This is a genomic window from Actinomadura logoneensis (assembly GCF_003428695.1).
Classification (GTDB): Bacteria; Actinomycetota; Actinomycetes; order Streptosporangiales; family Streptosporangiaceae; genus Spirillospora; species Spirillospora logoneensis.
Window position 1 is genome coordinate 34533 of the sequence record NZ_QURH01000037.1, and the last position, 22941, is coordinate 57473.

Sequence of the window (22941 nt, forward strand, 5' to 3'; positions counted from 1 at the left end):
AGTAGTCGATCAGTTACAGGAAGCCACACCCGGGGTCAGCCCGACAAGCCGGTTCTACGTCATCGGTCACGGGGTGCCACGGGCTGGCCGTCGGAGCCGGTGCCGGTGCGGGGGCATCGGGCGGGCTAATACCGCCGCGCATACCAGGTCGGCGGCTCGCCGAACATGCTTTTGAAGTCGCGGATGAAGTGGCCCTGGTCGGCGTAGCCGAGGTCGGCCGCCAGAGCGGCCCAGTCGATCGCCCCGCCGGCGGCCATACGCGCGGTCACCTCGTGCAGGCGGTAGCGGCGGATCACCCACTTGGGCCCGATGCCGACGTACTCCGCGAACAGCCGTTGCAGCCCCCGCACGCTCAGCCCGAGCTCGCCGGCGAGGTGTTCGACCCGGGTCACGGCCTTGTCTTCGGCGATCAGCTCGACCGCGGCCACCACCTGGCGCACCCTGGGCTCGTCGTCCGGCAGGTGCGCCAGCAGGAACGCCTCCACGGTCGACACGTCGAGCGTCGCGGGCAGGTCCGGGCCGAACACCTCGGTCGCCGGGACGGTGCGGTCGGTGATCGTCGAGACGGACGCGCGAAGGAGGGGGCGGAAGCAGCCCGGCCGGAACGCGACGCCGAAAACGTGGTCACGGCCCTCCAGGACCTGGATACGGTAGCCGCTGCACACGCCGTTGACGTTCGCACGGCCGCCGCCGAACGACAGGTGCACATTCGGGTACGGCACGATCTTCTGCCGGTACGGCTCGGCATAGTCCCACCGGGCTTCCCAGTACCGCTCCACCCATGGCGCGAGCGTCGGCGACGGCTCGTGGAAGGTGTGGCGCTGATACCTGGTCCACGCACCGCGCAGCTCACGAACGTCGCGCTCCACGGGGCAAAGTGTATGTCGCCTTTGTTCAATACCCCTCCGGCCTGGAAGACCTAGCGTCGCCGCCATGTCACATCTGTCCAACGCGGCCGCGGCCATGGCCGTAGTCGCCAGCACCATCAACGACGACCAGCTCGCCAACAAGACTCCGTGCACGGAGTACGACGTGCGGGCACTGGTCAACCACCTCCTGTTCTGGGGGCCGTCGCTCGCGGGAGGCGGCCGCAAGGAGTCGGTTCCGCAGCCGGCGGCCACCGAGTCCGATGTGGACCTGGCGGCCGGCGACTGGCGCGGCAGCCTGCTCGCCCTGCTGGACGACATCACCTCGTCGTGGGCGCCGCCGAGCGCCTGGGAGGGCGAGACGGACATGGGCACGCCGCAAACGCTGCCCGCCCCCGTCCTGGGCGACATGATCACCGGCGAGCTGGCCATGCACGGCTGGGACCTGGCGGTCGCGACCGGGCAGCGGCTGGAACTGCCCGCCGACCTGCTGGCACATCTGCACGACACGGTGTTCGCCGGCGTGGAGCAGGGGCGGGCGATGGGCATGTACGGACCGCGGGTCCCGGTTCCGGCCGACGCCCCCGCCCTGGACCGCGTTCTCGGCCTGACCGGCCGTGATCCCGCATGGGCGTAGTCACCCGGCGGTGATGTCGGATCAGACCCCGAAGCCGGGCGGCTTCGGGGTCGTTTCGTCCCCGTGGGCCCAGGACGTTCGCCCGGACTTCAGCCGCCCGTCCGCCACCTGCCGCCCGTCGCAAATGTGCCGGGTGTCGCGGCTGTGCCGGGTGTCGCGCTGCCGGCCGAGGGTTCGCGGACGCAAGCGCCAGAGTCGATACACACTGGAGTCGTTTGGCTACAATGTGCGACGTGCTGGGGCTGGGTGGTGGGTGGGTGCGGGTGGCGCGGGTGGTGCTGCTTGTCGCCTCCATCGTGCATCTGCTCGGATGCGCCCATGGGCCCGGGGCCTCGCCGGTGGATGCGCTGCCGGTGCCGGCGCCTTCCGCCGCTGCCGTGGTGCAGGACGGCCTTACGGTCGAGGGGGTTGCTCAGGCCGCGCATGACCAGGCGCATTGTGCGGATGACGGGGTCGGGACCGTCCGGCAGCAGCCGGCGTTCGGGGCGCCTTGTGCCGTGGTCGCCGTGGTCGGGCCCGACCTCGCGGCGGTGGGAGGAGGTCGGCGAGGCCACGGGACGGTGGGTCCCGGAGTGTCACCCGCCAGGGAGCGGGCGGTTCTCGGAGTCTGGCGGATCTAGAAGGGGCCGTGCCGTGCGCGGACGTGCCGGAGGCGCGTCGCGCGGCGGCTGGGACGTCACCTTCCTTCTCCCGCGTCGTGGCCGTGGCCGGGCGCGGGCCGTCGAAAGAGATCCGCATGGATGTCATTACCGCTGCTCCCGCGGCATTGCCGGCCGCGCCGACTCCGGCCGGGCTGGTGGGCAACACCCCGGTGCTGTGGGTGGGTGAGCCGTTCACCCGTCCCGGACGGGGGTTCTGGGCCAAGCTCGAAGGCGCCAACCCGGGCGGGATCAAGGACCGCACCGCGCTGCACATGGTGCGGGCCGCCCGCGAGCGGGGCGAGCTGGCTCCGGGCGCGCCGATCGTGGAGTCCACGTCCGGGACGCTGGGGCTCGGCCTCGCGCTCGCCGGGATCACCTTCGGGCATCCGGTCACCGTGGTCTCCGACCCCGGGATGGAGCCCATGATGCGCGACCTGCTGACCGCCTACGGCGCCCGCGTGCACCTGGTGACCAGGCCGCATCCGGTCGGCGGGTGGCAGCAGGCGCGGCGCGGCGCCGTCGCCGCGCTGCTCGCCAACCTGCCCGGCGCGTGGTGCCCGGACCAGTACAACAACCCCGACAACGTCGCGGCCTACCGGGGGCTGGCGCACGAGCTGATCGCGCAGCTCGGACGGATCGACGTGCTGGTGGCCAGTGTCGGGACCGGCGGGCACTCGGCGGGTGTCGGGTCGGTGCTGCGCAAGGTCTTCCCCGGCCTGCGCGTGGTCGGGGTGGACACCACCGGATCGACCATCTTCGGGCAGCCCGCCGCGCCTCGGCTGATGCGCGGGCTGGGCAGCAGCATCCATCCGCGCAACGTCGCCTACGGGATGTTCGCGGAGGTGCACTGGGTCGCCGCGGCCGAGGCGGTGTGGGCGGCGCGGCGGCTGGCCCGCTGCCACTACGCCACCGGGGGCTGGAGCGCCGGGGCGGTCGCCCTGACCGCGCGGTGGCTCGCGGAGACGCTGCCCGCCGGGACCCGGATCGCGGCGATCTTCCCGGACGGTCCGCAGCGTTACGCGGGCACGGTGTTCTGCGACGCCTACTGCCGCGAGCACGACCTGCTCGGGCACGTCCCGCCGGCGGAGCCCGACCGGATCGCGCACTCCGGGGCGCGGACCGTCACCGCCTGGACCCGGTGCACCGCCGTGACCGACCCGCTCGGTGACGCGCCGGGAGGCGGGCGGTGATCGCGGTGTGGCGTGCCACGCGGTCGTTCCCGCCCGCCGCGCGGCTGCTGATGGCCAACCAGTTCGCCATCAACCTCGCCTTCTACATGCTGATGCCCTATCTCGCCGCGCACCTGGCGGGCGACCTGGGGTTGGCGGCGTGGGCGGTCGGGCTGGTGCTGGGAGTGCGCAACCTGTCCCAGCAGGGCCTGTTCCTCCTCGGCGGGACGCTCGCCGACCGGTACGGCTACAAGGCGCCGATCATCGCCGGGTGCCTGCTGCGCACCGGCGGGTTCGCGCTGCTCGGCTGGGTGGAGGCGCTGCCCGCGCTGGTCGCCGCGTCGGCGGCGACCGGGCTGGCCGGGGCGCTGTTCAACCCCGCCGTGCGGGCGTACCTGGCCGCCGAGTCCGGCGACCGGCGGGTGGAGGGCTTCGCGACCTTCAACGTCTACTACCAGGCCGGGATGCTGGCCGGGCCGCCGGTCGGGCTGGCGCTGCTGGCCGCCGACTTCCGGCTGGTGTGCACCGTCGCGGCGGGGATCTTCGCCGCGCTGACCGTCCTGCAGTGGCGGACGCTGCCGTCCGGGCACGGCGGGCAGCGGCGGCGGTCGCCGGACACGGACGGGGTGTCGGCCCAGTGGCGGCAGGTGGCCGGCAACCGGCCGTTCCTGCTGTTCTCCGCCGCGATGATCGGTTCCTACGTCCTGAACTTCCAGGTGTACCTCGCGCTGCCGCTCGCCGCCGAGGCCGCGCTCGGGGACACCGCGTCCGGCGTCACCAGCATGTTGTTCGTGGTCTCGGCGGGCGTGGCGGTGGCGGGGCAGTTGCGGCTGACCGCCTGGGCCAGGCGCCGCTGGCGTCCTGAGCAGGCCCTGGTCGGGGGGCTGGCGGCGATGGGCGTCGCGTTCGTGCCCCTGGTCCTGGTCACGGCGGCATCGGGGACGGGTCCGAGCCCCGCCGTGCTGACGTCCGCGCTGGTGGTGGCGGTCGCGGGGCTGGCGGCGGCGGGCGCGGTGGTCTACCCGCTGGAGATGGACACGGTGGTGGTGCTGTCCGGTAACCGCCTGGTGGCCACCCACTACGGCCTCTACAACACGGTGTCGGGTCTGGGCATCACGTTGGGGAACCTGGCCACCGGGGCGTTGTGGGACGTCACCGGACGCCATCACGTGCTCTGGCTGACCTGGTTCACCCTGACCACGATCGGGCTGGGCGGCGCCGCCGCGGTCGCCGCGCTCGCCCGCGCGGGTTGCCTGGCGCCACCGGTCACGACCGGCTGCCTCCGGGCCTCGGAAGTCTCGGGTCGGGCGTAGGACGGGCGGTTCCCGGACGTCAAGAGGTTTCGCGGACGGCCTCGACCGCTTCCCGGACGTCCGGGTCGGGGTCGCCCGCGAGGCCGTCCAGCAGGTCGGCGACGCCGGGGGTGGACCAGCCGCCGACCGCCCACACCAGGCCCTCGCGCACGCTCGCGTCGGGATGCCCGGCGAGGTGGGCAAGCTGCGGCAGCGGACCGCGCCGACGCATCCCGAACCAGCGCAGCGCGTCCAGCAGGACGGCCGGGTCGCCGGGGTCGCCGGCCTCGGCGATCCTGCCGAGCAGCACGGCGGGCGGGGGCGGCGGGCCGTCCAGAGGGTGCGGCAGCCGTTCGCGCAGGCGTCGCGCCCCGTACTCGCCGCGCACCCGGCATCCGTAGCAGGTGCAGGGCCGGGTGCCGTGCGCGTCCGGCTTGTACCGCCAGCCCGCGACCTGGGGCGCGGTGCGGATCCGGTGCACCTCGCGCGAGCCGATCGCCCGGGGGACGAACACCTCCCAGCCTCGCGGATCGTCCAGTGCGGAGATCCGCCGCACCGCCTCGGCCGCGGGGACGGTGGACTGCGCGTCCCGCGTCCGGTCCGCGTAGTGGCCGAGCAGCACGTGCTGGTCGTCGGGCAGCCGTACATGCACGGCGACCAGCCTGCCGCGCACGCCGAACCGGGCCAGTTCGCGCAGCCACTGGTGGGTGAGGGTGTACGACGGCAGCACCGGGAAGCAGTACACGCCGCGCACACCGCCCTGCCCGTGGCTGGTCGCCCGGATCCCCGACCGCCGGACGCGCTGCGCGTTCGCCGCCGACGTCAGGTGCACGAACATGGCCATGACGGGGCATGGTACTTGCCCGGGTTTCCACGGTCCGCTCGGTCGGCGGCGGTCAGGCGTAGGGGTGCGGGGACGTGTTGGCCAGGCCGCCGTACGCGGAGAGGCGCGGGCTCGCCTCGGGTGGGATGCCGGGTGGGGTCAGGGCGAGCAGGTCGGGTGAGTGGACCCGGACGACTCGGAAGCCCAGGGCTCGGACGTCCGCCGGGGTCAGATCGATGCAGGCCAGGTCCTTGCCGGTGCCGGTGAAGGCCCGGACGAGGTCGCGGACGTCGTCGGACGGCACCGCGGGGACCGGGACGTCGCTGGCGTCGAGGACGGGTTCCGTGCCGAACCTCCCTGCCCAGGCGGAGGGGTCGGCCGTGGCGTAGTGGGCGACGTTCGTGTCGAGATCGTGGATCGGGACCGGGATCGGCGTCGGGCCGGGTTCGGCGGATGGACGACGGAGGACCAGCGCGGTGGCGAGCTTGGCCACGGCCGTGCTCTCCAGGAAGGCCTTGTACGCGGCCCGGTTCAGGCGGGTGTCGCAGCCCAGGCCGACGGCGAACCTGGGGATCTGCGGGCTTTCGAGGACGCACGCCACCGCGATGGCGGGCAGGTCGGGCGCCGGGAGCCAGTAGAAGCGGGGTGTCGGCCCGCCGCGCCGCAGGCGGCGTTCGACGGCCCGCTGGGCGGTGTCGCCGGGCCGGAACCGCCTCGGGGCCGTCGCGCCGAACCAGGTGCCCATGGCGGCGTCGGTCTGGATCAGTTCCAGGAGGGCGTGGCGGAGGGCTGCCGGGAAGGACGTGTGCGCCGCCGTCCCGGCCGACGTGCCGAAGGCGAACCGGGGCTCGTCGCCCTGGCCTTCGTGGGCGAGGACGGCGGTCTGGGCGGGTATCCAGACGACGGTCTCGTCCCGGAGGGAGAGGGCCGGGAGCCAGGCGATCGGCGTGTCCGGAGTGAGGGAGGCGAACGGGAAGCCCGGCGTGCGCAGTTGCGCGTCGGAGAAGTACCGCAGGCCGTGCGGGACGAGCGTCCTGCCGTGGGCGGCCAGGTCGCGGTAGCAGGAGGTGAGGACGGGACGCGGCGCGTGGAGGGCGTGGCGCTCAAGGGTCTCGGCCAGGACGGTCGTCATCGCGCCGTCGTAGGAGTCGGCGGTTCCGGCGATGTGCTGTTCGGCGTGCGCGGTGGGCAGGCGGCCGGTCATGAGGGTGACGCGCGGGTCGTCCACGTTGGGCACCACCACGTCGAGACCTGCGGATATGCCGGTGAGAGGTGAGAGGGCGCGCGCCATGAGGCGCGCTGTGGCCGGACGGAGGCGAGTCCCGGTGGACGTCGCGCGGATGCGCGGCTCCCGGTCGCCTGCCGCGGCGGCCGAGTCGGCCGAGTCGGTCGAGCCGGTCGAGCCGGTCGAGCTGGCCGAGTCGGCGTTCATGCCGGGCCGTCGGCGTCGTTCAGGAGTGCGCGGATGTCGTAGTACAGCGCCGTGTCGTCCTGCTCGGGGGCGGGAGCGCAGTCGGGGCAGGACGGGGAGCGCAGAACTTCATGGAACGCGAACTCCATGGTGGGCAGGTACAGCGTGAGCATCTTGCCGGCCGTGAAGGACGTCCCGGTGCGCAGGAGGTTCAGGGCCTCGAAGGACGTGAGCGAGGTGAGCATCGCGGACAGCGTCGCGTCCAGAGGGGTGTCAGGGGTGGTGACCCGGCCTTCGGCCAGGGCGTTCTTGTAGCGCTGGTATCCGGCGGAGTCCCGCATATTGGCCATGAGCCGCGTCTCCAGGCAGCCGTAGCAGGACGTCCGGTACGGGACGAACGTCGGGCCGACGAGCAGCAGCGGACCGTCCGACGCGGCATGGATCCAGGGGACGCGGTGGTGCAGGCAGACGCGGTTGAACGCCCGGAACTCCAGCGGATCGACCGCGTCCACGGCGAAGACCGCGAAGCCGTCCCGGAGCGGCGCGAACGGCTCGGCGGCCTCCTCGAAGTCGAGGCCGTCGAGCGGTTCCGAGCGGGCGATCTCGCGGAGGGCGGCGCGGAGCCGGTCGTCGGCGGTCCGGATATCGGGCTCGTCGCCGAGGACGCGGGCGATGCCCTCGCAGACGCCGGGGTCGCCGAGGAGCGTCACGGCCTCGGGCGGCGGCATCTCCTGCGCGGCCAGGCCGGGGACGAGCCGGTCGAGGTAGTGGTCGAGCGCGTGGCCGGAACCGTGTTCGAGCAGGTCGAGCTCGGTGAGCCGGGCGACCACGGCGGCGACGTCGTCCTCCGGGAGGTCCTGCGACGCGGCGATCTCGGCGACGGAGCGGCATCCGTCCAGCCCGGCCAGGATGCGCAGGAGGCGGCCGGAACGGGTGTCGTCGGTGAGGGTGACCGACGACGGGCTGAGGACGCCGTGGCGCAGTTCGACCACGTCGGGCCCGTGGGCCACGAGGGTGAGGTGGCGTTTCAGCCTCGGGTGGGTCATCCCGGTCCCTCGTCGGTGGGAACGCCGAGGATGACGGCGTGGACGAGCGCGCGGTACAGGCCGTCCACCTCCAGTGCCTCGTGCGCCTCGTCGTCGTAGAAGCTGCCGCAGTCGACCGTGCCGAGGCCCAGGGCGACCGCGACCAGGTTGATGTTCTGGGCGATCGCTCCCGCTTCGAGGAGGACGTAGCGCATCCCCCGGTCGCCGTACTTGCGCATGCTCCGCCACGGCCGGGCGACCAGCAGGAACACCGCCGCGGCGTGCTCCTCGTCCACCATGTCCCGGACGGCCAGGGCCCCGGACAGGCGGGTGGCCGCCTCCGGCGGGCCGGTCGGGGTGAGCGCGTCCTCGTACGGGTCGTGGAGGTAGATCCCCGGGTCCAGGCCCCCGATCCGCAGCGCGGCCACGTGCAGGTCGACGGGGTACAGCGCGCCGCCGCTCGGCGGGCTGCGGCGGGGCACGCCCCGCGCGGTCGGGTGCCGGGTGTGGCCGCCCCCGGCGCGGAGGAGCGCCGCGAGCCGCGGCAGGTCCACGGACGCGCCGGTGAAGGCGCGGACGCTGCGTCGGCGGCGCACCGCCTCGCCCAGCTCCATGCGCGACTCCGCCGACGGAGGAAGCGGCAGGTAGCGGTCGGCGGGACGGTAGGCGCGGCCGACGAGGCTCAGCGCCGTGGCCTCCTCGGTCAGGTGGTGCGCGACCGAGCCGCCCAGCTCGGCGTCCCCGCGCCGCAGGCGGGAGCCGACAAGGAACTCCTCGGCGGTGCGGTGCCCGGCGGCGGCGCCGGACTCGTACCGGACGGGGTGGGTGGCCAGTCCCGTCGCGGTGATGGACGGCCGGACCCGCTTGAGCGCGCTCCCGACCGCCGCGTCGGGGCCGGTCAGCGGATCGCCCATGTCCGCATCGTCCCGATGGTGGCGGGGACGACGTCGGCGACGTCCACGGTGAAGCGGTACACGCGGCGGGCCGACGGGACGGGACGCTCGGGGAAGAAGAACGTGAGCTTGACGTCCCAGCAGTCGGAGTTCGGCGGACACAACGGGCTGGGCTCGACGTCGATGGTGTCCAGTTCCATGTTCTGCCGGACGGCGTGCTCGTACACGGCCTCGACCGAGAACGCGTTGGTCGCCGCGAAGTTGATCGCGCGTTCGCGCGGTTCGAGGCCCAGGTTGCGGATCTCGTAGTAGACGCGTTCGAGGAAGTTCGTCACGCCGCCCCGCACGGCCTCCCGCTGGCCCGCCGTGGGCTTGGACGACTTCTTCTCCGCGCCAGTGCCGTCACCGGAACCGGCGACGGCGGAGACGAGCGCCTCGGTCGTCCAGCTGTACATGCCGCGCAGCGCGGGAGCGACGATCGGGATCTCGGCGCCGGACCGGTGCCGTCCGACGCCGCTGATCACGCCGGGCACGGAGACGCGTTCGACGCCCTCCTCCAGTTGCTCGCGCAGGAACTGCCGTAGCAGCTCGTAGGTCTGCGCCGCGTAGGCCCCGCGCGGCTCCAGGAAGTAGATCGGCACGCCCTGGAGGTTGAGCGTCCACTGCAGGGCCTCGGCGTCGGACGGGTTCTCGTCCAGGTGGGCGAGCATGTCCGCGGGGTCCTCGGGCTCGGCGGTGTCGCCCATCCGCTGCTTCACCGAGTCGCGGCGGGTCTGCGTGGGGAAGTCGTAGCCGATCCGGCCGAGCGCGTACACGGGCTGCTCGGGCACCTGCGCCAGTTGCGCCGTCTGCGGCACGTGCTCGGCCAGGGTGAGGTCGGGCGCGGGATCGGCGGACGGCGCCACCTGCGCGAGGTCTCCCCCGTCGGGCGGCGGTGCTCCGGCCGGTCCGCCGTCGTCGCGGCGTGCCGTCACGGTGTACTCGGCGCCGGCACCTGTGTACTCGTCCATCTCTGCCTCCACTCTGGGGTCTGCCGGACCCGCCGGCGAAGCGCGGCGGGCCTCACCCCGGGCCGTCCGGCCACGGGACCAGTTCGTTGTCGTCCAGGACGGTGCACACGGCCCGCACCCGCACGAACGGGCTGCTCGGATGCCGTCCGAGCGCGAGCCGGTGCACGATCGACGGGGAGGTGAAGAAGGACGGCTCGGCGTCCAGCGCCGCGACCGCCTCCCCGAGCCGCGTCAGCTTCTCGACGGCCGTCGCGGTCGAGGGGACGGCGGCGCGCGGGTCGTCCCTCGTCTCGGCGACCCGGGCGGACGCGGCGTCCAGGCAGTGGTCGAGGAGGCCGCGCAGGTCCGTCCGGCACCACCGGCGGACGGCCCCGTCGGCCTCCCGGACGCGCGCGAGGACGGCGTCGAACCCGTCCCGTCGCCGCAGCCCCGGACCGGATCCGGAGGGATCGGCGAGCAGGTCGGCCGCCAGCAGCTCGGTGATCGCGGGGGTGACCAGGCTCAGGTAGCGCTCCTCGCTGACGCGCAGCATCTCGACGGCCAGGTGGCGCATCTGGAGCAGCAGCCCGGCCGCGGCCGTACCGCCGGTCTCGCGGAACGGCAGGTAGGTGCCGAGGAACGCGCCGAGCAGGTCGGCCACCGTCTCGGGACGCCAGATCATGCCCACTCCCGGCGCGAGCGGGCGGGGGCCGCCGTACCCGGCGAGCCGGTTCTCGGCGCGCGCGGCGTGGAACTCGTGGTGGTCGCGCGGGCTGAGCGGCCGGACGGCCTCCGGGCGCAGCCCGGCCAGCCGCCACAGCGGGGTGAAGCGGGTCTCGTCGTCCGGGCCGAGCCGGACTCCCGTCAGCTCGTGGTGGCGGTGCCGGAGGTCGTCCCACAGGGCGGGGCCGTCCGGGCCGAAGATCTCGGCGAACGACGCGGGGTTGTGCGGCACGTTCACCATCAGGTTGGCGACGATCGTCTTGTGGACGCTGCAGTTGGTGCGCCAGGCGAGGTCGCCGAGGTAGTCGGCGCCGCGGATGAGGTCGCGGTAGTACTGGAGGACCGTGTTCAGGTCGATCGTCCGGCAGTGCATGCTGTCGGTCCGCTCCGGCGACCTGGCGAGGGCCGTCACCAGGTGGTCCGCGATGTGCCCGTTGCGGTTCAGGGTGGCCTGCGGGACGCCGTGCAGCGCGACCGTGTGCAGGGTTCCGGGGTAGTGGTCGAGGTTCAGCCGCATGTCGGTGGGGCCCGTACCGCGCCAGGTCGTGTTCAGGGGGAGCACCTGGGTGGTGCGGCCCTGCCCGACATATGCGGCGATGTGCCGATGCCCGATGCGGAGCTTCGTCCCGTTGGGGAGCTGCGTGAGCGGCAGGCGGTGTTCCTCGGGGCGGATGTAGCTGATCAGGGCGTAGACCGGATCCTCCGGGCGCAGGCCCGTCTCGCGGCGCAGCAGGTCGTCCAGGAGGCCGTATCCGGGGACGCGCCTGCCGTCGGGCAGTGTGATGGGCCGTTCGTCGGCGGCGGGGACCAGCCGCATTCCGGGACGTCCGCCGTCCGCGAGGGGGTAGCGCAGGTCGTCGACGGTGTACGTCCGTCCGTCGGGCAGCTCGACCACGACGGCGCCGAATCCGTCGGGCGGGACGTCGCGGTACCGCGTTCTCCGGGCGTCCTCGCTGACGGTGTAACGCCCGGCTGACCGTCCGTTCGCGGGAGGATCGTCGTCGGGTGGGGTCGGAGCCGGACGAGGGAGTTCCTCCCTCTGCCCCGCCTTGGCTCGCTGGGGCGGGACCCGGTCGGCCAGGGCCCGTTCGAGGAGGGCGCGCGCGGCGTCCAGGTCGAGGTGGCCGGGCGGGGTGCCGGTTCCGGCGGCCGAGCGCAGGAGGACGGCCCGGACGAGCGCCGTGTCCGGTGGATGCCCGCGCTGGACGAGCAGGCTCAGCAGCAGCGCCGCCACGCCCGAGACGACGGCGGCGGCGAAGCTCGACCCGCTGCCCGCCGCCAGGCCGCCGCCCGGAACCGCGCCGAGCACGGACTCGGCGGGGGTGATGAGGCAGTTGCCGCCGGACGGACGGCCGGTTCGTCCGTGCTCGACCTGCCGGATAGGCGCGCCCTGCCGGGCGGGTGCGCCCTGCCGGGCGGGTGCGCCCTGCCGGGCGGGTGTGTCCTGCCGGGCGGGTGTGCCGACGGCGAGGACCGTGGGCAGCGCGGCGGGGATCTGGGGCGCGGCGCATCCGTGCTCACCGGCCGCCGCGATGACCAGCACCCCGGCCTCCGCGCACGCCCGGACGGACCGCACCAGCCGCGGGTCGGGAGAGGCGCGGCCGGACATCTCCCCCGCGCTGATGTTGATGACGTGCGCTCCTGCCCGCACCGCCGCGTCGAGCGCCCTCGCCACGTCCGTCTGCGAGCAGCTCGGGAGGCGGGCGCTCCCCCCGGACGCCGGGCCCCGCCGGATGCCTCCGCCCGTCCCGGGGCCCTCGGTGAAGATGGGGATGATCAGGCCGCCGCATCCGGGGGCGACGCCTTTGACCGGCCCTCCGTGCCGTCCGAAGATGGCGCTCGCGACCTGGGTGCCGTGGCGTGCGGCAGGTCCGGGGCGTGCGGCAGGTCCGGCGGGGTGCCCGCCCGGATTCGCCGGGTGGGCGGACGCCGCGACGTGAAGCGGAGTCTCGCGGTTCGTCAGCCGCGCGTCCCGGAACGCCTCGTGGGTGAGGTCGACGGGGCCGTCCAGGACGGCGACGCGGATCCGGCCGTCCCCGCGCGTCTCGTCCCAGAGGCGGCGGAGGGCGTCGCCGAGTTCACCGGACGCGTCGGGTGAGCGCGCGGAGGCGAGTCCGCCGGGTTCACCGATTCCGCGGGCCACGCGTCCCCTTCCTGCGCCCCTTGCCGGCGGGACGGCGAATTCGTCCCGCACGACTTGATTGGCTGAATGCTCAATGGACCGTTCAACCGAACGGAAAATGGCTGGAGAGAAGGGGTGGAGTTATAATTTCCGGTAACGGCGTGCGGCTGTCTCTACGGGAAGAGGTGTTCCGCCATGCGGCTTCCTCGGCAGAGTTCCTCGGTGGTGCGGGTGCCCGTGCCGTTCGTGCGCAAGGACGTCGGGCTGGGCGACGCCCTGAAGGCGCTCACCTCCGCGATGGGCGTGAAGCCCTGCAGCCCCTGCGCGGAGCGGGCCGCCCGGCTCAACCAGCGGATGGTCTTCACCGGACGCGACGGCCGACGGTCCTAGAGGCCGCCGGCCCGTCTCCGGAATCGGCCGCTACAGGCGGCGCGCGCCCGCGAGATCACACGAAGCGCGCGTGAAGAGTCACACGCAGCGCGCGCCCGCGAAGTCGCAGGTGCAGTTCTGGTTGCTCTGGCAGGTGACCGTGCTGCCCGGGCACTTGCACTCGTAGGTGCCGCCGCCCGAGGACGGTACGACCGAGCACCCGGTCGGAAGCGCCGTGTAGCGGAGGTCGTTCATGGTTCGGCGCACACTCGCCGAACGCCTCGGAATGGTCATTGTCGTCACCCCTCGAAAGCCGGGTTCCAGGAGTTCCGCCGCGTACGGCGAAAGCACCGGACGCCGCGGCCCTGGTTCCTCTCGAATCAACCATAAAGGGGAACCGCGGAGCGGATCACGACGACCAGGGGCAGTGTTTACTCGCGTTTGTCCATGCTTGGGCGTGTCCTGATACCGGACAAACCGACCTGGCCGCGTCCGCGCGCAACGACAGGACCCCGGGCGCGCGGCCCGGGGTCCTGGAATGGAGAGGTTCCTGAGGCGAAAAGGTCAGAAGTCGTGTTCGCCGTCGGGGTCGCAGTACTCGACGTCGTTGGTCGGGGCGAAGGTGCCGACGATCAGGCGGCGGACGAACCTGCCGCCCTTGGGGACCTCGTCGGCGTCCACCTCGTAGGTGAACTGCTGGCCCTGGCGCAGGCGACGGCCGTTGATGGTCACCGGACGCCGGACGACGTAGATCGCGCCCCACGGGCAGCAGAAGTAGCTGCCGAGCAGCGAGCCGGAGCCGTTCCTGGCGTAGTCGATCGCCTTCGCCGCGAAGGCCGCGTCGATCTCGTCCTGGATCCGCAGGGTGGCCGCAGGGTCCGGGTCGAACTCCCACAGCTCCTTGATCGACTGGTGGGCGCGGGGGTCCTTGCGCCACGTGGCGCGCTCGCGCGGCGAGGTCAGGCACCAGGGGTCGAACCCGGACGAGTCGGGCGTGGCGAGCTTGCGGGGGGCCGGCGTCGCCGCGACCTGGCCGCCGGTGTCGTAGCGGGCGATGAGCGACGGCATGGCCGTGAGCTGGCCCAGGTGGTAGAACGCCTCCAGCGCGCGCTGGAGGCGTTCCTCGATGGCCTCGTGCAGGTTCGGGTCGGGGTCGGCCTCCAGCAGGCCCTCGGCGTAGTCGGCCGCCGTGCTGCCCTCGGCCGCGAGCTGCCGGAGCCTCTGCAGGTCGCGGCCGTGCTTCTCGGCGTCCTGGACGGACGCCTCGAACACGCCGAGCGCCACCTCGGCGTGCTGCCGGACGGCGCGGGCCGCGGCGAGCATCCCGCGCAGGTGCGGCAGCGGGCACGGGTCGGCCTCGGCCCATTCGGGCAGGTCGGCGGGGAGCCGGAGGGTCGCGGAGAGGTCGAGCGAGGAGTTCCCGGCGGCCTGCCGCGCGCGCGACGACCACGGCTCGACCTCGTCGAAGCAGGCCGTGACCTGGGTGTGCGTGACGGGTGGGACGTAGCCGACCGTCCGCGGGTCGGCGCTGTAGTCGGCGTCCAGCAGGTTCTCGCCGATGGACTGCAGGACGAACGCGTTCCAGGCGCACAGCAGCTGGCTCGACACGCCGGGCTCCACGTGCCACAGGTTCGCGCCCTCGTCGGCGAGCTTCTGGCGCAGCGCCTCCGCCCGCTGCATCTCCGCGTAGGCGACCCCGCCCGCGCGCCGGAACGACTCGAGCGTGTCCGCCCGGACCTCGCCCTTCAGCTTGGCCGTCATCCTGACCAGCAGGGTAGGTCTTCCCGTCTCGTCCGGCATGCCCATCACATCTCCCTTGAAGAACGCGACCACGTGGAGCGGCAGTCTAAACAGCTTCAATCAGACGTATCGGGTACATGACTCGGCTCCCTCACCTTCGTCAGAATTCGCGTCGCCGAACCCGGAGCCGGGATCCCGGCGGACGTCCCGGGCGGCGTCCCGCGTCGGGCAGCCGCGGCGCGGGGAGGGAGGTTTCCGCGTGCGTGTCCACCGATCGGTGGACACCAGGTTCAACCGGTCGAGGCTGTCGCCGCGCAAGGCCCTCCGGCCAGGCTTTTCGGCATGACGAACCCCTCAGTGCGAGTGGCGCGGTGGAGCGCCCATCACCCGTGGCGCGCGATCGCCGGGTGGCTTCTGTTCGTGGCGGTCTGCCTCGGCGCCGGGATCTCGCTCGGCGGCAAGGCGGCCACGGCCCACGACTTCTGGGTCGGCGAGGCGGGACGCGGCGAGGCGTACGCGGCGGAGGGCGGCCTCCAGCAGCGGGCGCTGGAGCGCGTCCTCATCGCGGCCAAGGGCACGGCGCCCCTCGACAGGGCGCGCGGGACGGCAGTCGCCCAGGACGTCCGGACGCGGATGGCGCGGCTGCCCGAGGTCGAGTCGGCGGGGGCTCCGGTCTGGTCGGCCGACGGGCGGGCCGTCCGGGTGGACGTGGTCCTCAGGGGCCCGGAGCTGGAGGGCAGGAAGCACGTCGATCCGGTGCTGGCGCAGACCGACCAGGTGCGCAGAGCCAACCCGGACCTGGCCGTGGACGAGGCGGGCAGCCCGTCCATCAGCAAGGACGTCCAGGGGCAGCGGGGCTCCGACCTCTCCCGGACCGAGCTGTTCGCGCTGCCGGTGACGCTGCTGGTGCTGCTGCTCGTGTTCCGGTCGCTGGTGATGGCCGTGGTGCCGCTGCTGCTGGCGGTCTCGTCGATCGCGGCGGCCGTCGGCCTGTCGATGGTCGCCTCGCACGTCTTCCCGGACGCGGGCGTCGGGATGAACGTCATCCTGCTCATCGGCATGGCGGTGGGCGTCGACTACACGCTCTTCTACCTCAAGCGCGACCGCGAGGAGCGGGCCAAGGCGGGCGGGTCGCTGTCGTCGGCGGCCGTGGTGGAGCTGGCGGCGGCGACGTCCGGCCGCGCGGTCGTCGTGTCCGGGCTCGCGGTGGCGGTGACGTCCGCGACGCTGTACCTGGCGGACGACGTCATCTTCGGATCGCTGGCGACCGGCGCGATCGTGGTGGCGATGGCCGCCGTGGTCAGCTCGCTGACCGTCCTGCCCGCGCTGCTCGCCAAGCTCGGCGGACGGTCCGCCCGGCGCGCGGACCGCTCCGCGCGGCGCGGCCGTCGTGGTACAGGGCGCGGGGGTCGTGACACGGGGCGGGTGGGGCGGCCGGGCTGGTTCACCGGGCCCGTCCTCGGCGCCGTCGCACGCCGGCCGGCCGTGCTGCTGGGGGCCGCCGTCGCGGCGATGCTCGCGCTCGCCGCTCCGATGGCGTCCATGAAGCTGACCGACGTGGGCCGCGAGACGTACTCGCGGGAGCTGCCCGCGATGCGGTCCTTCGACCGGGTGAACGCGGCCTTCCCCGAGCTGAAGGCGGTCGACCAGGTCGTCGTGCGGGCGGACGCCGCGCGGCAGCCGGAGGTGGCGGCGGCGCTCGACGCGCTGGCCGGGCGGGTCGAGGCCGACCCGCTGTTCGACGGCCGGACGCGCGTCCGGGTCTCGGCCGACCACCGGGTCACGATGCTGGAGGTCCCCGTCCCGGCGTACCCGAGCCAGAAGCGGGCGCAGGACTCGCTCGAGCGGCTGCGCGCGGTGCACGTCCCGGCGACCGTGGGCAGAATCCGGGCGGACGTCGCGGTGACCGGGGACGTGGCCCGGTACGCCGACTACCCCGAGCACCAGAAGGAGCGGCTGCCGCTGATCCTGGGCGCGCTGCTGCTGGTCACCTTCGCGGTCACGGTGTTCGCCTTCCGGTCGGCCGTGCTGGGCCTGGTCGGGGTCGTCCTCAACCTGCTGTCGGCGGCGGCGTCGCTGGGCGTGCTCACGGTGGTCTTCCAGCACCGCTGGGCCGAGGGGCTGCTCGGCTTCACGTCGATGGGGTCGGTCGGGTCCCGGGTGCCGCTGTTCCTCTTCGTGATCCTGTTCGGGCTGTCGATGGACTACCAGGTCTTCACGCTGAGCCGGGTGCAGGAGCTGGTGCGGAGCGGGGTGCCGGCGAGGCGGGCCGTCCTGGACGGGATCGGCGCGTCGGCGGGCGTGGTGACCAGCGCCGCCGTGGTGATGATGACGGTGTTCGCCAGCTTCGTCCCGCTGCACCTGATCGAGATGAAGCAGTTCGGGCTGAGCCTCGCCGTCGCGGTCCTGCTGGACGCGTTCGTGATCCGGCTGGTGGTCCTGCCCGCGATGATGCTGCTGCTCGGCGACGCCGCGTGGTGGCCGTCCCGCCGGACGGACCGGACGGCGGGCACGGCGGGCACGGGCACGGCGGCCACGGGCACGACGGGCACGGGCACGACGGGCACGGGCACGACGGGCACGGGCACGACGGACGGGCACAGCGTCGGCGGCGCGGCGGAGGGGCAGACGAACCGGACGATGCGCACCGTAAGGTGACCGACGTGCGGTTCTCCGACGACCAGGCGCGCGTCCTGCGCTGGAACACCGTCCTGTGGGCCTTCCTCGGCCTCGCTCCCGAGGTCGTCGCCGCCCAGGACGATCCGCCGGGGACGCGGGTCTGGTCCTCGGGCGTCCCGATCGCGCTCGGCCTCGCGTACGCGGCGGCGCGGCGCTTCCCCGGACGCCTCCCCTGGTTCCTGTGGGTGCTCGCGGCCGGGATCGGCGTGGTCGCCTACTTCCGGGACGGCGCGGCGACGCTGTTCGTCGCCTCGCTGCCGATGTTCTGGCTGCACGCCCGCTCCGTCCGGGACCCGGTGTGGCTGAGCACCGTGGCCGTCGTCGCCGCGCTGGCGGGCGACCTGCTGCGCGGCGGCGACCTGCGGGCCAACGCGGTCGTCTCCGTGGTCGGCTACGGCGCCGGGACGGTCCTCGCGCTCACCGTGAGGCGGCGGCTGGAGCTGGCCGACCGGCGCGCGGAACGGCTCGGCGCGGAGCTGGCCGGCGCCCGGTCGGAGCTGGCCGAGGCGCACCGCAGGGAGGGCGCGGCGGCCGAGCGCGAGCGGATGGCGCGGGAGATCCACGACACGCTCGCGCAGGGGTTCGCCTCGATCGTCGTGCTCGCCGAGGCCGCCCGTTCGGACGTGCGGGACGCGCCGGACGACGCGTCCCGGCAGGTCGCGACCATCGAGCGGATCGCGCGCGAGAACCTGGCCGAGGCGCGGGTGCTGGTCGGTTCGTCGCCGCACGCGACGATCGCGTCCGGGTCGGTGACCGCGACCCTGCGCCGCACGCTCGACCGGTTCGCCGAGGACACCGGCCTGGCCGTGGACGCCGAGCTGGACGAGGTGGACGGCGACCAGACCACCCGCGTCGCGCTGCTGCGCTGCACGCAGGAGTCGCTGGCGAACGTCCGCAAGCACGCGGACGCGTCGGCGGTCGGGGTCGTGCTGACCCGGTTCCCGGAGCACGTGGAGCTGGAGGTCACCGACGACGGGCGCGGGTTCGCCGTCGAGGACGCCCGCGGCTTCGGCCTCGCCGGGATGCGCCGCCGGCTGGCCGAGCTCGGCGGGGACCTGACCGTGACCAGTTCGGTCGGCGACGGCACCCGGATCCTCGCCGTCCTGCCGCTGCCCGAGCCCCTCCCCCCGCCTGAACCCCCGCCCGCGTCCGAGCCCCTGCCCGCGTCCGATTCGTCCCTGGAGGAGTGACCCATGCTCTCGGTGATCGTCGCCGACGACCATCCGGCGATGCGCGCGGGCGTCATCGCCCTGCTCGGCGCCGACGGCGGCATCTCGGTGGCCGCCGAGGCGTCCGACGGGCGGGAGGCGGTCGCGCTCGTCGCCGCGCACCGCCCGGACGTGGCGCTGCTCGACCTGCGGATGCCCGTCCTGGACGGCGTCGGGGCGACGGCCGAGATCGTCGCCCGGCATCCGGGGACGCGCGTCCTCATCCTCACCACCTACGACACCGACGCCGACATCGAGCGGGCGGTGGAGGCCGGGGCGGTCGGGTACCTGCTGAAGGACACCACGCGCGAGCAGGGGCGGTCGGGTACCTGCTGAAGGACACCACGCGCGAGCAGCTCGCGGACGCCGTCCGGGCCGCGTCCCGGGGCGAGACCGTGCTCGCCCCGAAGATCGCGCAGAGGCTCGTCGCGCGGATGCGGCGGCCCGCGCCGGTGGCGCTGACCGCCCGCGAGGCCGAGGTGCTGCGGGCGGTCGCCGACGGGCTGTCGAACCCGGAGATCGGCCGGCGGCTGGTGATCGCCGAGGCGACCGTGAAGACCCACCTGCTGCGGATCTTCGCCAAACTCGACGCGCGCGACCGGACGCACGCCGTGGTCAAGGCCATCGAACTCGGCCTGCTGCCGCGCGGCTGAGCGCGCGCGGCAGCAGGCCGGGTGCGGGACGCCTTGCAGTGGGTCCGGGCCGTCAGCGGAAGCGGCGGAAGAAGGCCCGGAGGTCGTCCACGAGCAGGTCGGGGGCGTCGTGCGCGGACCAGTGGCCGCCCCGGTCGTGCTCGGTCCAGGCGACGATGTTCTTGTGGTCGCGCTCGGCGAAGCGGCGCAGCGGCCGGAAGTCGTACGCGAACGACGACAGGCCGATCGGGAACGTCGTGGGGGCCGTGTCCTTCTCCGCGTGGTGGTTCTCGTAGTAGAAGCGGGCCGAGGACGCGGCGGTGTTGGTCAGCCAGTAGATCGTGGCGTTGGTGAGGACGACGTCCGGGTCGGGGACGCCCGCGAGGAGCTGCCCGATCCAGGCGAGCTGCCCGGCGGGCGAGTCGGCGAGGGCGTGCGCGAGGGTCTGCGGCTGCGCCTGCTGGACCTTGTCGTGCACGGCGTGCTCCACGAAGCTCCCGAGGAAGCCCAGGTAGGCGCGCTCGTCCTCGGTGAGGCCGGTCAGCTCGGCCGGGTCGCCGGTCGGGAACGAGAAGATCTGCGTGACGTGGACGGCGAGGACGCGGTCCGGGTGGCGGCGGCCGATCTCGGGGCTGACGATCGCGCCCGCGTCGTTGCCGTGCGCGGCGAACCGGTCGTAGCCGAGGCGGGACATCAGCTCGGCCCAGGCGTCGGCGGTGCGGGCCGCGTCCCATCCCCGGGTGCGCGGCCGGCTGGAGAACCCGAAGCCGGGCAGGGACGGGATGACGACGTGGAAGGCGTCCGCCGGGTCGTCGGGATCGGTGAGCGGCCCGACCAGATCGAGGTACTCGACGAAGGTGTTCGGCCAGCCGTGCGTGAGGATCAGCGGCGTCGCGTCCGGGTGCGGCGAGCGGACGTGCACGAAGTGGATCGTCTCGCCGTCGATCTCGGTCGTGAACTGCGGGAACGCGTTGATGCGTGCCTCCTGCGCGCACCAGTCGAAGTCCCGCCAGCGGGCCAGCATGTCGCGGACGAACGAGCCCGGGACGCCGTACTCCCAGCCCGGCTGCACCGGCCCCCGCTGGACGCCGTCGGTGACCTGGTCGTAGGGCAGCTCGTCCGCGAACCGGGTGCGGGAGAGGCGGTCGGCCAGGTCGTCCAGGTCGGCCTGCGGGACGTTGACGCGGAACTCGTTGATCTCGCTCATGTGGAAGAGTCTGTCCTGCCATTAGGCAGATCTTGTTCCTAATGGGACGGCAGGGTGAAGAACATGTTGGAGACTTCGGCGCGGCTGCTGAGACTGCTGGCGCTCCTGCAGACGCCGCGCGACTGGACCGGCTCCGAGCTGGCCGAACGGCTGGCGGTGAGCGGGCGGACCGTCCGGGCGGACATCGAGCGCCTGCGCGCGCTCGGGTATCCGGTGCACGCCACGCGCGGGTCGGCGGGCGGCTACCGGCTGGCGGCGGGCGCGGCGCTGCCGCCGCTGCTGCTGGAGGACGACGAGGCCGTCGCGGTCGCGGTCGGGCTGCGGACGGCGACGAGCGGCGCGATCGCGGGGAACGAGGAGGCGTCGCTGCGCGCGCTCGCCAAGCTGGAGCAGGTCATGCCGTCCCGGCTGCGGCACCGGGTCGGGACGCTCCAGGCGTACACCGTCCCGGTGCCGAGCGACCGGCCCGGCCCGTCGGTCGATCCGGACGTCCTGACCACGATCGCCGGGGTGTGCCGGACGCGCGAGCGGCTGCGGTTCGACTACACGTCCCACCGGTCCTCGGCGTCCTGGCGGGAGGTCGAGCCGTACCGCCTGGTCAACTGGGGACGCCGCTGGTACCTGCTGGCCTGGGACGTCGAGCGCGAGGACTGGCGGACGTTCCGGGTGGACCGGATGCTCCCGAAGGTCCCGACCGGGCCGCGCTTCACGCCGCGTCCGCTGCCGGACGAGGACGTCGCCGCCTACGTGTCCCAGCGCGTGTCGTCCGCCGCGTGGCGGTACCGGGCGCGCGTCGTCGTGCGCGCCCCGGCCGAGGAGATCAGCGCGCGCGTCTCCCCCGCCGTCGGTGTCGTCGAGGCCGTGGACGACGCGTCCTGCGTGCTGCACACGGGCGCGGACACGGTCGAGTCGCTGGCCGTCCACCTGGGCCTTCTCGACGCCGACTTCGAGGTGGACGGCCCGCCCGAACTGGTCGAGCACCTGGCGCGTCTGGCGCGGCGCTACGGACGAGCGTCCGGCGCGAGCGAGGGCGGACGCATGCCGTAGTGCCGCTTCAGGGCCGATGCGGCGGCCAAGTAGCCGGACATGCCGTGAACGCCGGGCCCCGGTGGCGTGGACGCCGAGCAGAGGTACACGCCGTGCAGGGGCGTCGTGTACGGGTCCCAGCGCGGTGTGGGACGGGCGGCGATCTGCCGTAGCGACATCGCCCCCGCGCCGATGTCGCCGCCCACGTAGTTCGGGTTGTAGGTCTCGTATTCGGCGGCCGTGATGCCCCGGGCTTCGAGGACGGTGTCGCCGAAGCCCGGCGCGTACCGCTCGATACGCGCGCGCACGAGGTCGATCGGCGGAGTGTCGTCGCCGTTCGGCACGTGCGCGTAGGCCCAGACCGGCCGCTTGCCGTCCACGATCCGGGTCGGGTCGACCGCGCCCGGGTCCACGACCAGCACGAACGGCGTGTCACTCAGGTGGCCGCGCGAGGCGAGGCGTTCGCTGCGGACCATCTCGGCGCGCGTCCCGCCCAGGTGGACGGTCCCGGCGCGTCCGACGTCGGGGTTGGCCCACGGGATCGGCTCGGAGACCAGGAAGTCGACCTTCGCGGCACCCGGCGCGTAACGGAACCTGGACAGCGCCCTGGCGTACCGGTCGGGCAGTTGGCGGCGGGCGATGGACAGGAACTCCTTGGCTCCCGTGTCGAGGAGGACGAGCGGGAATCCGGCCAGTTCTCCCAGGTCGGTGACGCGGTGACCGGTCTGGAAGGCGCCGCCGTGCGCGGTGACGTCGTCCGCCAGCGCCCGGGCGATCGCGCCGCTGCCGCCGCGCGGGACGGGCCAGCCGGAGGCGTGCGCGAGGTGGCCGAGCATCAGCGCGACCGCGTTGCCGACGAGCCCGGCGATCTCGCCGACGGCGTGCCCCGCGACGCCGGTGAACAGCGCGGACGCCGCCTCGCCGCGGAACGGGTCGCCGCGCAGCGCGCGCAGTCCGAAGGAGAGCGCGCCCAGGGGCGAGGACGGCGGGCGGCGCAGGTCCGAGAGGAAGAGGCCGGTCAGGCTCTCGCTGTGGCGCAGGAGCGGCCCGAACAGGCGGCGCCAGGCGGGGCCGTCCGCGCCGAGCGCGGCGCAGGTGGCGTCGAGGGACCGGTGGGCGAGGGCGGCGCGTCCCCCGTCCAGCGGGTGGGCGTAGCTGATCTCGGGACGGACGAGCTCCACGCCGCGCGCGGCCAGGTCGAACGCGCGGAAGAACGGCGCGGCGGCGGCCATCGGGTGGACGGCCGAGCAGATGTCGTGCGTGATCCGCGGATCGAACAGCGCCTCGCTCCGCAGCCCGCCGCCGATCTCCGGCGCGGCCTCGAACAGCACGACGTCCAGCCCGGCGCGGGCGAGCGTGACGGCGGCGGCGAGCCCGTTCGGGCCGGTGCCCACGACGGCGGCGTGTCCCTGGACCATCGCCCAACTGTACGGAGTCGCGCCCGCCCCGCCCCGGGCGGGCCGGTCGCGCGGGCCGGTCGCGCGGGCCG

20 protein-coding genes are annotated in these 22941 nt (G+C 73.8%); 9 read left to right on the forward strand and 11 right to left on the reverse strand.

The window, feature by feature from the left end:
• Positions 1 to 125: 125 nt before the first annotated feature.
• Positions 126 to 869, reverse strand: a complete 744-nt coding sequence (locus DZF91_RS02140; protein WP_199486344.1) for a helix-turn-helix domain-containing protein — start codon at positions 867 to 869, stop codon at positions 126 to 128.
• 64 nt (positions 870 to 933) lie between these two features.
• On the opposite strand from DZF91_RS02140, the gene DZF91_RS02145 reads away from it, so the two are divergent.
• The 3 genes from DZF91_RS02145 to DZF91_RS02160 all read left to right on the forward strand — a co-directional run bounded on the left by DZF91_RS02145 (position 934) and on the right by DZF91_RS02160 (position 4626).
• Positions 934 to 1503 carry a TIGR03086 family metal-binding protein gene (locus tag DZF91_RS02145; protein ID WP_117355834.1) on the forward strand — a complete coding sequence of 190 codons (570 nt, stop codon included), beginning with the start codon at positions 934 to 936 and terminating at the stop codon, positions 1501 to 1503.
• Between the two features lie 736 nt (positions 1504 to 2239).
• Positions 2240 to 3334 carry a PLP-dependent cysteine synthase family protein gene (locus DZF91_RS02155; protein WP_117355847.1) on the forward strand — a complete coding sequence of 365 codons (1095 nt, stop codon included), beginning with the start codon at positions 2240 to 2242 and terminating at the stop codon, positions 3332 to 3334.
• On the forward strand, positions 3331 to 4626 hold the full coding sequence (locus DZF91_RS02160) for an MFS transporter (protein WP_117355836.1): 1296 nt from the start codon (positions 3331 to 3333) through the stop codon (positions 4624 to 4626). The genes DZF91_RS02155 and DZF91_RS02160 overlap by 4 nt, the downstream gene beginning before the upstream one ends.
• A 19-nt stretch (positions 4627 to 4645) precedes the next feature.
• On the opposite strand, the gene DZF91_RS02165 is transcribed toward DZF91_RS02160, so the two are convergent.
• The 6 genes from DZF91_RS02165 to DZF91_RS02190 are packed head-to-tail and all read right to left on the reverse strand — an operon-like array spanning position 4646 to position 12612.
• Positions 4646 to 5449 (reverse strand): HEAT repeat domain-containing protein, encoded by an 804-nt coding sequence (locus DZF91_RS02165; RefSeq protein ID WP_199486345.1) that lies wholly within the window; start codon positions 5447 to 5449, stop codon positions 4646 to 4648.
• A 52-nt stretch (positions 5450 to 5501) separates the two neighbouring features.
• Positions 5502 to 6860: a YcaO-like family protein gene (locus tag DZF91_RS02170; protein WP_117355837.1), complete on the reverse strand. Its 1359-nt coding sequence runs from the start codon at positions 6858 to 6860 to the stop codon at positions 5502 to 5504.
• A complete protein-coding gene (locus DZF91_RS02175) occupies positions 6857 to 7885 on the reverse strand; it encodes a TOMM precursor leader peptide-binding protein (RefSeq protein WP_117355838.1) in 1029 nt (342 codons plus the stop codon). Before DZF91_RS02175 ends, DZF91_RS02170 begins: the two co-directional genes overlap by 4 nt.
• Complete coding sequence (locus tag DZF91_RS02180) at positions 7882 to 8778, reverse strand: SagB/ThcOx family dehydrogenase (protein ID WP_117355839.1); 897 nt, start codon at positions 8776 to 8778, stop codon at positions 7882 to 7884. Before DZF91_RS02180 ends, DZF91_RS02175 begins: the two co-directional genes overlap by 4 nt.
• Positions 8763 to 9767, reverse strand: a complete 1005-nt coding sequence (locus tag DZF91_RS02185; protein WP_235834017.1) for a cyanobactin maturation protease PatG family protein — start codon at positions 9765 to 9767, stop codon at positions 8763 to 8765. Before DZF91_RS02185 ends, DZF91_RS02180 begins: the two co-directional genes overlap by 16 nt.
• Before the next feature lie 52 nt (positions 9768 to 9819).
• Positions 9820 to 12612, reverse strand: a complete 2793-nt coding sequence (locus DZF91_RS02190) for a S8 family serine peptidase (protein ID WP_147340948.1) — start codon at positions 12610 to 12612, stop codon at positions 9820 to 9822.
• A gap of 174 nt (positions 12613 to 12786) precedes the next feature.
• Here DZF91_RS02190 and DZF91_RS02195 point away from each other — a divergent pair, with 174 nt between their 5' ends.
• Positions 12787 to 12981, forward strand: coding sequence for a hypothetical protein (locus tag DZF91_RS02195; RefSeq protein ID WP_117355841.1), 195 nt, complete (start codon positions 12787 to 12789; stop codon positions 12979 to 12981).
• Positions 12982 to 13059: 78 nt separating this feature from the next.
• Here DZF91_RS02195 and DZF91_RS39330 read toward each other — a convergent pair whose 3' ends face one another.
• Positions 13060 to 13215, reverse strand: coding sequence for a hypothetical protein (locus DZF91_RS39330; RefSeq protein WP_158587830.1), 156 nt, complete (start codon positions 13213 to 13215; stop codon positions 13060 to 13062).
• Positions 13216 to 13524: 309 nt separating this feature from the next.
• Positions 13525 to 14820, reverse strand: coding sequence for a hypothetical protein (locus DZF91_RS02200; protein ID WP_147340949.1), 1296 nt, complete (start codon positions 14818 to 14820; stop codon positions 13525 to 13527).
• Between the two features lie 222 nt (positions 14821 to 15042).
• Between DZF91_RS02200 and DZF91_RS02205 the strand changes: the two genes are divergently transcribed.
• Genes DZF91_RS02205 through DZF91_RS42840 form a run of 4 tightly spaced genes read left to right on the forward strand, consistent with a single transcriptional unit; the run spans position 15043 to position 19240 of the window.
• A complete protein-coding gene (locus DZF91_RS02205) occupies positions 15043 to 17358 on the forward strand; it encodes an MMPL family transporter (protein WP_117355843.1) in 2316 nt (771 codons plus the stop codon).
• Between the two features lie 5 nt (positions 17359 to 17363).
• Complete coding sequence (locus tag DZF91_RS02210) at positions 17364 to 18569, forward strand: sensor histidine kinase (RefSeq protein ID WP_199486346.1); 1206 nt, start codon at positions 17364 to 17366, stop codon at positions 18567 to 18569.
• A gap of 3 nt (positions 18570 to 18572) precedes the next feature.
• Entirely contained in the window at positions 18573 to 18923 is a 351-nt protein-coding gene (locus DZF91_RS42835) for a response regulator (protein WP_328589102.1), read from the forward strand.
• Between the two features lie 59 nt (positions 18924 to 18982).
• Complete coding sequence (locus DZF91_RS42840; protein ID WP_328589103.1) at positions 18983 to 19240, forward strand: response regulator transcription factor; 258 nt, start codon at positions 18983 to 18985, stop codon at positions 19238 to 19240.
• Between the two features lie 52 nt (positions 19241 to 19292).
• On the opposite strand, the gene DZF91_RS02220 is transcribed toward DZF91_RS42840, so the two are convergent.
• Positions 19293 to 20426, reverse strand: a complete 1134-nt coding sequence (locus DZF91_RS02220) for an epoxide hydrolase family protein (protein WP_117355844.1) — start codon at positions 20424 to 20426, stop codon at positions 19293 to 19295.
• Positions 20427 to 20489: 63 nt separating this feature from the next.
• On the opposite strand from DZF91_RS02220, the gene DZF91_RS02225 reads away from it, so the two are divergent.
• On the forward strand, positions 20490 to 21473 hold the full coding sequence (locus tag DZF91_RS02225) for a helix-turn-helix transcriptional regulator (RefSeq protein ID WP_117355851.1): 984 nt from the start codon (positions 20490 to 20492) through the stop codon (positions 21471 to 21473).
• On the opposite strand, the gene DZF91_RS02230 is transcribed toward DZF91_RS02225, so the two are convergent.
• A complete protein-coding gene (locus DZF91_RS02230; RefSeq protein WP_117355845.1) occupies positions 21428 to 22870 on the reverse strand; it encodes a phytoene desaturase family protein in 1443 nt (480 codons plus the stop codon). The genes DZF91_RS02225 and DZF91_RS02230 overlap by 46 nt on opposite strands.
• Positions 22871 to 22941 lie beyond the last annotated feature (71 nt).

Coding starts and splice junctions, on each gene's coding strand:
- DZF91_RS02185 (WP_235834017.1), bottom strand. CDS start 9,767: ATGGACGAGTACACAGGTGCCGGCGCCGAGTACACCGTGACGGCACGC.
- DZF91_RS02205 (WP_117355843.1), top strand. CDS start 15,043: ATGACGAACCCCTCAGTGCGAGTGGCGCGGTGGAGCGCCCATCACCCG.
- DZF91_RS02220 (WP_117355844.1), bottom strand. CDS start 20,426: ATGAGCGAGATCAACGAGTTCCGCGTCAACGTCCCGCAGGCCGACCTG.
- DZF91_RS42835 (WP_328589102.1), top strand. CDS start 18,573: ATGCTCTCGGTGATCGTCGCCGACGACCATCCGGCGATGCGCGCGGGC.
- DZF91_RS02225 (WP_117355851.1), top strand. CDS start 20,490: ATGTTGGAGACTTCGGCGCGGCTGCTGAGACTGCTGGCGCTCCTGCAG.
- DZF91_RS02165 (WP_199486345.1), bottom strand. CDS start 5,449: ATGGCCATGTTCGTGCACCTGACGTCGGCGGCGAACGCGCAGCGCGTC.
- DZF91_RS02175 (WP_117355838.1), bottom strand. CDS start 7,885: ATGACCCACCCGAGGCTGAAACGCCACCTCACCCTCGTGGCCCACGGG.
- DZF91_RS02170 (WP_117355837.1), bottom strand. CDS start 6,860: ATGAACGCCGACTCGGCCAGCTCGACCGGCTCGACCGGCTCGACCGAC.
- DZF91_RS02230 (WP_117355845.1), bottom strand. CDS start 22,870: ATGGTCCAGGGACACGCCGCCGTCGTGGGCACCGGCCCGAACGGGCTC.
- DZF91_RS02195 (WP_117355841.1), top strand. CDS start 12,787: ATGCGGCTTCCTCGGCAGAGTTCCTCGGTGGTGCGGGTGCCCGTGCCG.
- DZF91_RS39330 (WP_158587830.1), bottom strand. CDS start 13,215: ATGAACGACCTCCGCTACACGGCGCTTCCGACCGGGTGCTCGGTCGTA.
- DZF91_RS02145 (WP_117355834.1), top strand. CDS start 934: ATGTCACATCTGTCCAACGCGGCCGCGGCCATGGCCGTAGTCGCCAGC.
- DZF91_RS02180 (WP_117355839.1), bottom strand. CDS start 8,778: ATGGGCGATCCGCTGACCGGCCCCGACGCGGCGGTCGGGAGCGCGCTC.
- DZF91_RS02155 (WP_117355847.1), top strand. CDS start 2,240: ATGGATGTCATTACCGCTGCTCCCGCGGCATTGCCGGCCGCGCCGACT.